Origin of the sequence: Bacillus cabrialesii (genome assembly GCF_004124315.2) — a bacterium.
Lineage (GTDB): Bacteria > Bacillota > Bacilli > Bacillales > Bacillaceae > Bacillus > Bacillus cabrialesii.
Map to the genome: position 1 here is coordinate 3862355 of NZ_CP096889.1, position 13196 is coordinate 3875550.

The following is a 13196-nucleotide window of genomic DNA, read 5'->3' on the forward strand; positions in this document are numbered from 1 at the left end:
AAATTCATTCGGAAAATTTCCTCTTCCTGCGGAAAAAATCTGTATGCTGCTAACAATCTATGCATGAAAAAATTTTTCCGCCTTACTATCAAACTCTCTTTTTTCTCCGATATATATATCAAACATCATAGAAAAAGGAGATTAATCATGAAAAACATGTCTTGCAAACTTGTTGTATCAGTCACTCTGTTTTTCAGTTTTCTCGCCATAGGGCCTCTCGCTCATGCGCAAAACAGCAGCGAGAAAGAGGTTATTGTGGTCTATAAAAACAAGTCCGGAAAGGAAACCGTCCTGGACAGCGATGCTGAGATTGAACAGCAGTATAAGCATCTTCCGGCTGTAGCGGTCACAGCAGATCAGGAGACGGTGAAAGAGTTAAAACAGGATCCCGACATTTTGTATGTGGAAAACAACGTCTCATTTACCGCAGCTGGCGGAACGGATTTCAAAGTGCTGTCAGACGGCACTGACACCTCTGACAATTTCGGGCAGTGGAACCTTGAGCCCATTCAGGTGAAACAGGCTTGGAAGGCAGGACTGACAGGCAAAGATGTCAAAATTGCAGTCATTGACAGCGGAATCTCCCCCCACGATGACCTGTCGATCGCCGGCGGGTTTTCAGCTGTCAGTTACACCTCTTCTTACAAAGATGATAACGGCCACGGAACACATGTCGCAGGGATTATCGGAGCCAAGCATAACGGCTATGGAATTGACGGCATCGCACCGGAAGCACAAATATACGCGGTTAAAGCGCTTGATCAGAACGGTTCGGGGGATCTTCAAAGCCTTCTCCAAGGGATCGACTGGTCGATCGCAAACGGGATGGACATCGTCAATATGAGCCTTGGCACGACGTCAGACAGCCAAATCCTTCATGACGCCGTGGACAAAGCATATGAACAAGGCGTTCTGCTTGTTGCCGCAAGCGGGAACGACGGAAACGGCAAGCCAGTGAACTATCCGGCGGCGTACAGCAGTGTCGTTGCGGTTTCAGCGACAAATGAAAATAATCAGCTTGCCTCCTTCTCAACAACCGGAGATGAAGTTGAATTTTCAGCGCCGGGAACAAACATCACGAGCACTTACTTAAACCAATATTATGCGACTGCAAGCGGTACATCCCAAGCGACACCGCACGCCGCGGCCATGTTTGCTTTGTTAAAGCAGCGTGATCCTGCCGAGACAAACGTGCAGCTTCGCGCGGATATGCAGAAAAATATCCTCGATCTTGGAACCGCAGGCCGAGATCAGCAATTTGGCTACGGCTTCATTCAGTATAAAGCGCAGGAATCAGATGCAGCGTACGCGGCGGCAGAGCAAGCGGTAAAAAAAGCGGAACAAACCAAAACACAAACCGATATCGACAAAGCGAGAGAACTCGTTGGCCAGCTGCCGGATTCTGAGGCAAAAACAGCCCTGCAAAAAAGACTGGATAAAGTACAGTCATACAGAAATGTAAAAGATGCGAAAGACAAAGTCGTAAAGGCGGAAAAGTATAAAACACAGCAGACCGTTGATACAGCACAAGCGGCCATCGACAAGCTTCCGAACGGAACAGATAAAAAGATTCTGCAAAAACGCTTAGATCAAGTAAAACGCTACATCGCATCAAAGCAAGCGAAAGAGAAAGTGGCGAAAGCGGAAAAAAGCAAAAAGAAAACAGATGTTGACAGCGCACAATCAGCAGTCAGCAAGCTTCCGGCAGGTTCAGAAAAAACGGCCCTGCAAAAACGCCTTAACAAAGTGAAAAGCACCAATTTGAAAACGGCGCAGCAATCCGTATCTGCAGCTGAAAAGAAATCAACTAATGCAAATGCAACAAAAGCACAATCAGCAGTCAATCAGCTTCAATCAGGCAAAGACAAAACAGCATTGCAAAAACGGTTAGATAAAGTGAAGAAAAAAGTGGCGGCAGCCGAAGCCAAAAAAGTCGAAGCTGCCAAAACCAAAGTAAAGAAAGCGGAAAAAGACAAAACAAAAAAATCAAAGACAACCGCTCAGTCCGCAGTCAATCAATTAAAAGCATCCACTGATAAAACAAAGCTGCAAAAACGGCTGAATGCCGTCAAACCGAAAAAGTAACCAAAAAGCCTGTAGGACCTGCTTTCTAGGTCTTACAGGCTTTTTTGCATTCCAAAAACACCAAATACAACCTTTTTCCCATTCGATTCACGGGCTTTTCATACTATTGCTATCCAGCCATGAACAGCATAAAATGAACGTTATTACAGTTATCACCACATATAGAGGGATTGTGACTGGCAGGCAGGCAAGACCCAATGATGCAAAGGGAGTATTAGTGCCTAAAAAAACAGGGCATTTTAACCCTTCTTTTCGTGTTGGGCTCATAACGGCGCCATGGACCCCCCCTATTTTCATGCTCCGTCACCGACGCGGGCATTTTTTGTGTCTCTGCACGTTTTGTCATTTTCAGCGGTTTTTCTCACTTTTTTCATTTTGATTGTCAACTTCTCATTTGATACGATGAACAAGCCGACTTTTCTCAGTAAAGGAGGTTTTGATTGCTTGCAAAAAGAGATTGCAAAAGAATTACTGCTCCTCGCAGGAGGAAAAAGCAATATTATCAGCATCAGCCATTGTACGACCCGTCTTCGTTTTGAGGTAAAAGACGAGACGAAAATCGATATACATGCCATTGAAAACCTGCAAGGTGTGCAGGGCACCTTTTTTCGATATGGGCTGTTCCAGATTATCTTCGGAGCAGGCGTCGTCAACAAAATATATAAAGAAGTCGTTCACGTGTTGGAGGCCGCGCCTTCTGAGGAGCCTGTCAAAGAGAAAAAGGCCAGCCGGAAGCTGAACCCTGTCGCAGCATTTGCGAAAACACTGTCCGATATTTTTGTGCCGATTATCCCGGCAATAACCGCAAGCGGCCTGCTCATGGGACTGATCGGCATGATTAAGGTGTTTCACTGGTTCGCAGCCGGAAGCCCGTGGATCAAAATGCTCGACCTCGTGTCCAGCACAGCCTTTATTTTGCTGCCGATTTTGGTCGGCTTCAGTGCAGCGCGGCAATTTGGCAGCAATCCCTATTTAGGGGCAGTGATCGCGGGGCTCCTGACACATCCTGATCTGCTGGACCCGTCTATGCTCGGCAGCAAAACCCCCGCTTCCTTAGATATCTGGGGGCTGCATATTCCAATGATGGGCTATCAGGGCGCCATTATACCGATTCTTCTCTCCGTTTATGTCATGAGCAAAATTGAGAAGCTATTAAAATCGATTGTGCCGAAGTCGCTTGATGTCGTCATCATTCCTTTTATTTCGGTTATGATGACAGGATGCCTCGCGCTGATTGTGATGAATCCCGCCGCGTCTATTATCGGCCAGATCATGACACAGTCGATTGTCTATATTTATGATCACGCCGGCATTGCCGCCGGAGCCCTGTTCGGCGGCATCTACTCCACTATCGTTCTATCTGGCTTGCATCATAGCTTTTATGCGATTGAGGCAACGCTGCTTGCTGATCCGCATGTCGGTGTGAACTTTTTAGTGCCGATATGGTCGATGGCGAATGTCGCCCAAGGCGGAGCGGGACTTGCGGTTTTCTTCAAAACGAAACAATCAAGCCTGAAGAAAATTGCGCTCCCCGCTTCCCTGACCGCGTTTTTAGGCATTGTGGAGCCGATTGTATTCGGTGTAAATGTCAAACTAATCCGTCCCTTTATCGGAGCTGCCATCGGCGGCGCTATTGGCGGAGCATACGTGGTTGCGGCGCATGTCGTATCGAATTCCTACGGGCTGACGGGCATTCCGATGATTTCAATCGTGCTGCCGTTCGGCGCTGCCAATTTTGTTCATTATATGATCGGTTTTTTGATCGCGGCCGTCTCTGCTTTTCTAGCTACATTGTTTCTCGGGTTTAAAGAAGAGACAGAATAACTGGATTTATTCGTTTTCATTCATAAAACGGGGGATGAAAGGACAAAAAAGCTATGAAAATTAAAAGAATCTTAAATCATAATGCTATCGTTGTAAAGGATCAAAATGAAGAGAAGATTCTCTTAGGTGCAGGAATTGCGTTCGACAAAAAGAAGAATGATATTGTCGACCAGTCAAAAATAGAAAAAACGTTTGTCAGAAAAGATACAGATGACTATAAGCAGTTCGAAGAGATTTTAGAAACATTGCCGGAAGACCACATTCAGATTTCTGAGCAAATTATTTCGTATGCGGAAAAAGAACTGAACATCAAAATCAACGAGCGCATTCATGTCGCTTTTTCAGACCATCTTTCCTTTGCGATCGAACGCCTGAGCAACGGGATGGTCATCAAAAATCCGCTGTTGAATGAGATCAAAGTCCTTTATCCGAAGGAATTCCAGATCGGTTTGTGGGCCAGAGCGCTGATTAAAGATAAATTGGGGATTCACATTCCCGATGATGAAATCGGCAATATCGCCATGCATATCCACACAGCAAGAAACAATGCCGGTGATATGACACAGACGCTTGATATTACAACAATGATCCGTGATATTATCGAGATTATAGAAATTCAGCTGTCAATTAATATTGTTGAAGATACCATCTCTTATGAACGGCTTGTGACTCACCTCCGCTTTGCCATTCAGCATATCAAAGCGGGTGAATCCATTTACGAGCTGGATGCAGAAATGATCGACATTATTAAAGAGAAGTTTAAGGACGCCTTCTTGTGCGCCCTGAGCATCGGCACATTTGTGAAGAAGGAATACGGCTTTGAGTTTCCTGAAAAAGAATTGTGCTATATCGCCATGCATATTCAGCGGTTTTACCAACGTTCAGTCGCACGCTGAGCCATGCAAAAAAACGCTTTTGAGCTGATCAAAAGCGTTTTTTATATCTTATTTATTGGTTCATCGCAGGATTGCTGATCGTGTTCCACTTTGTATACGACATGTAATGGAAATACTGATCGCGATACGGGTGTTTCGTATTGGAATTCCAAGGCTTTTCTCCGCCGCAGAAGTGGACAATGGCCGGGTTTTCTCTCGTTTCTCTATAAAGCTTCTGGCCTGACAGCGTCGCCGGCGTTTTCAGTTTTAATATGATATAGGTTTGAGCGTTCCAGCGCGGGTGAAGTTCATACCACTGATCATACAAGATCGCGTTAAGTGCATCTTGGTCGTGCAGCACAAGAAAATCTTCGTCCGGGTGTTCATTGATAAAGTTGATGACTTTTTCTGTGATGTTTTGCTTTCTCCAAGACTCAAAATCAATAATCATGATACCTGAGTTAAAATACTTTCCTGTATCACTGACGTTCATTTCTTTCAGGCGTTCATGCTGCCCCGCATCCTCAACAGCAGCAACCGTATACGGCGCAATATCCAAGTCCCACAGTTTTGAAATATCCTCCAGGATCAGCGCGTCACAGTCGATATAAATCATTCGTTTGATGCTCTCATCCTTAATTAAGTCAGGAATCGAAATGCGGTAATACGCCGCTTTTGTAATATGGCTGCTCTCCACCGCATGTTCATACATATTGGAATCCACATCTAAAAACTCAATCGGAACGCCGAACTTCAATGTCGTTTCTTCCAGTCTTTTTTTGTTATCAGGCTCAATTCCGCCATCAATGACGTATAATTTAATCTCTCTGTTTTGGTCCATATTTGTCAATAAAGAAACGAACATTCCACCTAAATGACGAGCATAATTATCATCTGCGCATGACACGATATGCATGATTTCATCTTTCTTCAATGGTATTCATCTCCCTTTGTGTTGTACAAGTTACATTCCCGATTTCAGAAAATTAAACACTATTCCTCAATATTTTTTCAGACAGAATGTGCTGTACAACAAAAAAGGTGTCATTTTTTGAACATGTGATAAAGCCAATAAAGGATGTAAAAGCTGGCGATCGTAAAGGCTTCAGCAGAAGCGATATACCACGGCCACGGTCCGAGAACATCCAAGAGAGAAGAGCCGCCCGGTTTTTTCGTCAAATACATGTAATTCGCGCCAAGCCAGCGATCAAGCAGATAAATGCAGACTCCGTACACATTGACGATCAGGACGGTCCCCCACAAAGCACGCTGTCTGAGTTTGTACGTCCCAATTACCGCCATCAGCAGACAGGACAGAAACACAGACCCGTGCGAAATGAAAAAGAGGATATACCGGATATGCGGAAATGAAAACATACCGAGATCGGGAGTGGCAAGCGCCTGAATCGAACTTCCGATGCCGACAAAATATAAAAATACAAACAGTTTCCTGCTTTTGGTCACCAGCATGATAGCCGACAAGTACACCGACAGGTCACTAAGCTGGAGAGGCAATGAAGTGCGCACCGACCACCTGCCCGCGGCGATCATCCATATTTGATAACCGATTTGTGAACCAAGCAGCAGAAACACAAACAAATAACGCAGAAACAAGCTGACCTTAGGCCGCTTGACCGCCTCGCGGAACAGAAACAACAGAATGGCCAAAAGAGCGATGATCGCTAATGTCACCACATGCTCTGCTGAAAAAAGGTGAAACGGATCATGTTTATAGACGGATTGAACATATTTTTGCAAAACTGCACCCCCGTTTTTGTTTATTTTAGTTTTGTTTGGGCCTTTTTTATTCAATCAAGTGAGAAAACAAAAGCAATTGTCGATCTCTTGTCTCCTCTTCTTATAGCTTGATATCCCGAAGCGTTTTTTGCAGGTATAAAGCACTGTCTTTTCAAAAATGCTCTTCAATTTGCAGGAAATTCCCTTAGCATCCCGAAATATTCCCCATCCATACATTAGGGGAGGTTTATTTTCGATGAAAAAGCTTTTGACTGTCATGACAATGGCCGTTTTAACTGCCGGGACGGTTCTCTTGCCGGCGCAGAGTGTCACCCCTGCCGCCCATGCTATTCAAATATCAGATAGCGAGCGAGAGCTTCCATTTAAATCAAAGCGTGCGTATTCCACCATTTCTCAGCTAAGTGAAGCAATCGGCCCCAGAATAGCCGGAACTGCCGCTGAAAAAAAGAGTGCGCTGTTCATCGCTTCATCGTTGAGAAAATTAAAGCTTGATGTGAAGGTTCAACGATTCGGTATTCCTGACCGGCTTGAGGGAACGCTGGCTTCAGAAGGACGCGATATTCTTCTCCGGGCGGCATCCGGCTCAGCCCCAACCGAAGAACAAGGGCTGACTGCCCCGCTTTACAATGCCGGCTTAGGATACCCTAAAGACTTCACCGCTGACGCTAAGGGCAAGATCGCTTTGATTTCCAGAGGAGACCTGACATATTACGAGAAAGCCAAAAATGCCGAAGACGCCGGAGCGAAGGCTGTCATCATTTATAACAACAAAGAAAGCCTCGTGCCTGTGACGCCAAACCTGTCGGGAAATAAAGCCGGCATTCCCGTCGTTGGCATTAAGAAAGAAGACGGTGAAGCACTTGCCCAGCAAAAAGAAGCCACCTTAAAACTAAAAGCATTCTCAAACCAAACCTCCCAGAATATCATCGGCATCAAAAAACCAAAAAACATTAAACATCCAGACATTGTGTACGTAACGGCCCATTATGACAGTGTTCCTTTTTCGCCAGGTGCTAATGACAACGGCTCAGGAACCTCTGTCATGCTGGAGATGGCGCGCGTCTTAAAAAGCGTTCCATCTGATAAAGAGATCCGCTTTATCGCTTTCGGCGCTGAAGAGCTTGGCTTGCTCGGCTCCTCTCATTATGTAGATCATCTATCGGAAAAAGAGCTGAAACGAAGCGAAGTGAACTTCAACTTAGACATGGTAGGCACAAGCTGGGAAAATGCGTCTGAGCTGTATGTCAACACATTGGATGGCCAATCTAACGATGTTTGGGAATCCAGCCATACAGCCGCTCAAAAAATTGGGTTTGACAGGCTGTCTCTGACACAGGGAGGATCATCTGATCATGTGCCGTTCCACGAAGCCGGCATTGATTCCGCCAACTTTATTTGGGGAGATCCGGAAACCGAAGAAGTTGAGCCTTGGTATCATACCCCTGAAGACTCGATCGAGCATATCAGCAAAGACCGCCTCCAGCATGCCGGCGATCTTGTGACAGCCGCTGTCTATCAGGCTGTGAAAAAAGAGAAGAAACCAAAAACCATTAAGAAACAAATAAAGGCAAAAGCCTCAGACATTTATGAAGATATTAAATAAAAAAAGACGGCACTTGGGTGCCGTCTTTTCTAATCCACTTCTTTCTTAATCCCCAGCATTTTCTCATCTAAATAATGGGCGATCTCCGCGGCTTCCTTCAGCTCATCTGTTAATTGCTTAGGAACGTCATTGTTTAATTTATAGTAAATTTTATGTTCAAGGCTCGCCCAGAAATCCATCGCGATCGTTCGGATTTGGATTTCTGCTTTGACGTATTCCACACGGTTCGTTAAATTCACAGGCATCTCAATAATTAAATGCAGGCTTCGGTAGCCGTTCGGTTTCGGCGTCTGGATATAATCCTTCACCTTCACGATTCGCAGGTCTTCATGCTGCTTTAAGACATTAACAACATTATAAATATCAGAGATAAAGGAACAAATAATGCGCACGCCGGCAATGTCGTGGATGTGCTCCTTCATTTCCTTCGTCGTAATCTCGCAGCCCTTTCTCATTAACTTATTCACGATGCTTTCAAAGCTTTTGACACGGGATTTCGTATGTTCAATCGGGTTGTGCCCGTGAATGAGGTTATATTCCTGGCTGATAATCGAAAACTTTGTATCCAAGGCATCAAGCGCAAATTTATAAACTAATAATTCATTTTTCCAATCTTCCATTACTGTTTTTAAATCGTCCATATGTGTTACAGATAAATCCATTTTCGTCATCTCCTTTAACGGATCTTTATCCGCTGTCCATGTACTAGACGTGCCTGCCTGCTGCAAGGTTCTATGAATTATTTTACAAATTGCGGTCGAATGTAACAAAAAAAAACCGCACGAAACGAGCGGTCTTTCTTTTTTATCGGAAGTAGCTGATCAATAATCCGATCGAGAGCAGAAATCCGAAAAATGTATTCGTTTGGGCTGTTGATTTCATTGCGACAATCATATTCATCGGCAATTCTTTTTGGACGAAGCCCTTCACTGCCTGAACCGGCTTAGGCACGCTCAAAAAGACGACAAACAGCCACGGGCTTGCGGCACCGGTAATGACCAAGCCGACAACCCAGATATAAGCGACAGCAAACGACGCAGCCAAGAGAGTGACAGCTCCCTTATGCCCCATCAAAATCGCCAATGTTTTGCGTCCGCCTTTTTTGTCCTCTTCAATGTCGCGAATGTTGTTCGACAGGTTAATCGCGCCGACAAGGATCGCAATCGGGATCGAAATCAAAATGCTTTGTGTGTTGATCATATCTGTCTGAATGAAAAACGAAATCAGCACAAACACTGAACCCATGCAAATGCCTGAGAATAACTCACCGAACGGCGTGTATGCAATCGGCAGCGGACCGCCTGTATACAGGTAACCGATCGCCATGCCGACGAGGCCGATCACAGCGAGCCACCAGCTGCTGCTCGCACAAATATAAACACCGAGCAGAATGGCAATCCCGTATGACGCGAGAGCTAATTGCAAAATCGTCTTAGGCTTCATTCCGTGGCGTACAATCGCACCTCCGATTCCGACAGATTCTGCTGTATCTAACCCGCGTTTAAAATCGTAGTATTCATTAAATAAGTTCGTCGCGATCTGGATCCATAAGCAAGAAAACAGCATAGCCAGAAACAGCAGCAGATCAACCTTCACATAAAACATCGCCAAAACCGTTCCGAGCAGCACAGGCACAAACGATGCGGTTAACGTATGAGGACGGGTTAACTGCCAAAGGATCTGCCCCATGCTTTCTTTTTGAGGCGCTTTCTGACCCTCACCCTTATTTGTTTGGTTCATGTTCCTCTTCCTTTCTATTAAAAGGCTTACTTTTTTTCAGCCGGCAGCTTAATAAAACTCCTTTTGCTTCCTTATCTATCATAATGACTTCTCCCTCATTTCACAAGATACCGCAAGAAGGCGTTTTCTTTCTTATTATACGCTTCTGTCCCGATTTCATTAGGTTTCTGCTTCCGCCTGAACGAACAGGTACGGAAAAATTTTTTTAAGTACATTACGCTTTTTAAAAGTTAAAAAGATCTTTTGACTCCAGTTATCTTTTCCTTTATTATAAATCAGCTCAACATATTTCATTCTTGCCCTTGCAGGTATAAAGGTTCATTTTAAAAAGCAGACGCCGATATAATAATTTGAGGGAGTTTAGGGAAAAAATGAAACTTTTTGAGCATCTAATCGTCAAATACTCATGTGATTGTCGAAAAAACGGGAAGGGAATTTTTGATATGCTGCAATTAATGAAACAGCTGTATGAAAAACCCGCTGTCAAGTGGACATGTCATACAGGTTTTTATTTGATGATACTGCTTGTTTTGTTTTTTATGTATGGTTTTCACACCGCGAATACCGGTTCATATATTTATAACGATTTCTAATTGGAGAGAGAATAACTATGAAACTTTTACATGCTATTCAAACACATGCGGAATCTTATCCGCAAACTGATGCCTTCCGCTCTCAAGGCCAGTCGCTCACGTATCAGGAATTATGGGAGCAGTCTGACCGCGCGGCTGCCGCGATCCAACAACGCATTTCCGGGGAAAAGAAAGCCCCTATCCTTGTGTACGGCCACATGGAGCCGCACATGATCGTTTCCTTCTTAGGGAGCGTCAAAGCGGGACATCCTTATATTCCGGTTGATCTGTCCATTCCGTCCGAGCGGATTGCGAAAATTATCGAAAGTTCTGGAGCAGAATTGCTGATCCATGCCGACGGACTTCCAATTGATGAACTCGGCCAGCAGATTCAGACGGTTTCAGCAGAAGAACTGCTGGAAAACAAAGACGCCTCTGTCAGCCAAGATCAATGGGTCAAGGAACACGAGACGTTTTATATCATTTATACTTCCGGAAGCACCGGAAATCCTAAAGGCGTACAGATTTCCGCCGCGAACCTTCAAAGCTTCACAGATTGGATTTGTGCAGACTTTCCAGTCAACGGAGGAAAAACATTTTTAAACCAAGCGCCGTTTTCATTTGATTTATCTGTCATGGATCTTTATCCGTGCCTTCAATCAGGCGGAACTTTACACTGCGTGACAAAGGATGCTGTGAATAAGCCGAAAATCTTATTCGAAGAGCTGAAGAAGTCCGGGCTGAATGTGTGGACCTCAACCCCATCCTTTGTGCAGATGTGCCTGATGGACCCGGGTTTTTCACAAGACCTGCTGCCTGACGCGGACACATTTATGTTTTGCGGAGAGGTTCTTCCTGTGTCTGTGGCACAAGCGCTGCTTGAGCGTTTTCCGAAAGCGAAAATCTTTAATACGTATGGTCCTACTGAAGCGACAGTGGCTGTCACATCCGTTGAAATTACGAATGACATCATCAGCCGCAATGAATCGCTGCCGGTCGGCTTCGCCAAGCCTGATATGAACATTTTCATTATAGATGAACAGGGTCAGCCGCTTCCTTATGGAGAAAAAGGAGAAATCGTCATTGCAGGGCCGAGCGTAAGCCGAGGCTACCTTGGTGAGCCAGAGCTGACGGAAAAAGCGTTTTTCTCTTATGAAGGACAGTGGGCATACCGGACTGGCGATGCCGGTTATATCCAAGATGGTCAGATTTTCTGCCAAGGGCGTTTGGATTTCCAAATTAAACTTCACGGCTACCGAATGGAGCTGGAGGAAATTGAGGTCCATGTCAGACAGTCTCAGTACGTTCGTTCTGCTGTCGTGATCCCGTATCAGCCAAACGGAACAGTTGAGTACCTGATCGCTGCTATTGTGCCTGAGGAGCATGAGTTCCAGAAGGAATTCCAGCTGACAAGCGCCATTAAAAAAGAGCTAGCCGCTTCCCTTCCGGCGTATATGATCCCGAGAAAATTCATCTACCAGGATCATATCCAAATGACGGCTAACGGCAAAATTGACCGGAAACGCATCGGCGAAGAGGTTCTTGTATGACGCCTTACAGCTCGTTTTTATTCTTTATACTGCTTGGCATTCTTCTTCTGCCGACGATCATTCTCGGCCTGAACGGAAAAAGATTTCAAGCGTACAACATGTTCATATCTATCATTATATTGGCATTAATTTTTTCACACGACTTACACGGGGTCATCGCACTGTGTCTGTTTACGATATGGCAGGTGCTTTTGATCAGCGGCTATCTGGCGTACCGGCAGAAAGCGAACAGCGGCTTTGTCTTTTGCGGGGCTGTTATCGCGGCGATTCTGCCTTTATTCTTGTCAAAAATATGGCCTTTTCTTTCCCACCCGCAGCCGCATCATCCGCCGCATAACCTGATCAGCTTTTTAGGGATTTCGTATTTAACCTTTAAAGGCGTTCAGCTGATTATGGAAGCGAGAGACGGTCTGCTGAAAGAACAGCTGCCGCTGCACCGCCTGCTGTATTTCATCCTGTTTTTCCCGACGATTTCTTCCGGTCCGATCGACAGATATCGCCGATTCGTCAAGGATGAGCAGAAGGCTTGGACAAAAGAAGAATACGCCGACCTATTGTATACAGGAATACATAAAATCTTTATCGGTTTCCTGTACAAGTTTATAATCGGCTATGCGATCAATACGTACTTCATCATGAATCTTCCCGCGATCACGCACAATAAGATTCTTGGAAATCTGCTGTACATGTACGGCTACAGCATGTATTTATTCTTTGATTTCGCAGGCTACACGATGTTTGCCGTCGGGGTCAGCTATATTATGGGCATTAAATCACCGGAAAACTTTAATAAACCGTTTATCAGTAAAAATATTAAAGATTTCTGGAATCGCTGGCATATGTCTCTGTCATTTTGGTTCAGAGATTATGTGTTTATGAGATTCGTATTTTGGATGACAAAGAAAAAGTGGATCAAAAACCGTATGGCCGTCTCAAACATCGGGTATTTCCTGCTGTTTATGCTGATGGGGGTTTGGCACGGGCTTGCGCCGCAATATATCATCTACGGCCTCTATCACGCCGTGCTGATGACGTGCTATAACTTTTTCGAGAAGTGGAATAAGAAATATAAATGGCTTCCGTCCAACCGCTGGACAACCGTTCTCGCGATTGTGATCACGTTCCACTTCGTTTGCTTCGGATTTTATATTTTCTCAGGAAAACTATTTCATCACCATTAAAGGAGATT

General features: G+C 44.9%; 12 protein-coding genes. 7 read left to right on the forward strand and 5 right to left on the reverse strand.

Annotated features, from left to right (window positions below; all coding sequences use genetic code 11):
• Positions 1–147 precede the first annotated feature (147 nt).
• The 3 genes from epr to sacY all read left to right on the forward strand — a co-directional run bounded on the left by epr (position 148) and on the right by sacY (position 4805).
• On the forward strand, positions 148–2085 hold the full coding sequence (gene epr / locus EFK13_RS19755) for a minor protease Epr (RefSeq protein ID WP_129507197.1): 1938 nt from the start codon (positions 148–150) through the stop codon (positions 2083–2085).
• 444 nt (positions 2086–2529) lie between these two features.
• A complete protein-coding gene (gene sacX, locus EFK13_RS19760) occupies positions 2530–3909 on the forward strand; it encodes a SacY negative regulator SacX (RefSeq protein WP_129507195.1) in 1380 nt (459 codons plus the stop codon).
• A 53-nt stretch (positions 3910–3962) separates the two neighbouring features.
• Positions 3963–4805, forward strand: coding sequence for a transcription antiterminator SacY (sacY, locus tag EFK13_RS19765; protein WP_064815790.1), 843 nt, complete (start codon positions 3963–3965; stop codon positions 4803–4805).
• A 52-nt stretch (positions 4806–4857) separates the two neighbouring features.
• Here the strand turns inward: sacY and EFK13_RS19770 are convergent, their stop codons facing one another.
• Positions 4858–5718: a glycosyltransferase family 8 protein gene (locus EFK13_RS19770; protein WP_129507194.1), complete on the reverse strand. Its 861-nt coding sequence runs from the start codon at positions 5716–5718 to the stop codon at positions 4858–4860.
• 110 nt (positions 5719–5828) lie between these two features.
• The gene (locus tag EFK13_RS19775) at positions 5829–6542 is read right to left on the reverse strand and encodes a YwaF family protein (RefSeq protein ID WP_129507193.1); all 714 of its coding nucleotides are present in this window, start codon (positions 6540–6542) and stop codon (positions 5829–5831) included.
• A gap of 235 nt (positions 6543–6777) precedes the next feature.
• Between EFK13_RS19775 and ywaD the strand changes: the two genes are divergently transcribed.
• Positions 6778–8145 carry an aminopeptidase YwaD gene (ywaD, locus tag EFK13_RS19780; RefSeq protein WP_129507192.1) on the forward strand — a complete coding sequence of 456 codons (1368 nt, stop codon included), beginning with the start codon at positions 6778–6780 and terminating at the stop codon, positions 8143–8145.
• A 29-nt stretch (positions 8146–8174) separates the two neighbouring features.
• Here the strand turns inward: ywaD and ywaC are convergent, their stop codons facing one another.
• The 3 genes from ywaC to EFK13_RS19795 form a co-directional block, all read right to left on the reverse strand.
• A complete protein-coding gene (ywaC, locus tag EFK13_RS19785) occupies positions 8175–8807 on the reverse strand; it encodes a GTP pyrophosphokinase YwaC (RefSeq protein WP_003244564.1) in 633 nt (210 codons plus the stop codon).
• 142 nt (positions 8808–8949) lie between these two features.
• Positions 8950–9885, reverse strand: a complete 936-nt coding sequence (locus EFK13_RS19790; protein ID WP_129507191.1) for a 1,4-dihydroxy-2-naphthoate polyprenyltransferase — start codon at positions 9883–9885, stop codon at positions 8950–8952.
• A 159-nt stretch (positions 9886–10044) separates the two neighbouring features.
• Positions 10045–10179 (reverse strand): hypothetical protein, encoded by a 135-nt coding sequence (locus EFK13_RS19795; RefSeq protein ID WP_129507190.1) that lies wholly within the window; start codon positions 10177–10179, stop codon positions 10045–10047.
• A gap of 149 nt (positions 10180–10328) precedes the next feature.
• Between EFK13_RS19795 and EFK13_RS19800 the strand changes: the two genes are divergently transcribed.
• From EFK13_RS19800 to dltB, 3 genes are read left to right on the forward strand one after another with little or no spacing between them, the layout of a single operon-like run.
• Positions 10329–10478, forward strand: coding sequence for a teichoic acid D-Ala incorporation-associated protein DltX (locus EFK13_RS19800; protein WP_003227330.1), 150 nt, complete (start codon positions 10329–10331; stop codon positions 10476–10478).
• A 17-nt stretch (positions 10479–10495) separates the two neighbouring features.
• Complete coding sequence (gene dltA / locus EFK13_RS19805) at positions 10496–12007, forward strand: D-alanine--poly(phosphoribitol) ligase subunit DltA (RefSeq protein ID WP_129507189.1); 1512 nt, start codon at positions 10496–10498, stop codon at positions 12005–12007.
• Positions 12004–13188: a D-alanyl-lipoteichoic acid biosynthesis protein DltB gene (gene dltB / locus EFK13_RS19810; RefSeq protein ID WP_129507188.1), complete on the forward strand. Its 1185-nt coding sequence runs from the start codon at positions 12004–12006 to the stop codon at positions 13186–13188. Before dltA ends, dltB begins: the two co-directional genes overlap by 4 nt.
• The last annotated feature ends 8 nt before the right edge of the window (positions 13189–13196 follow it).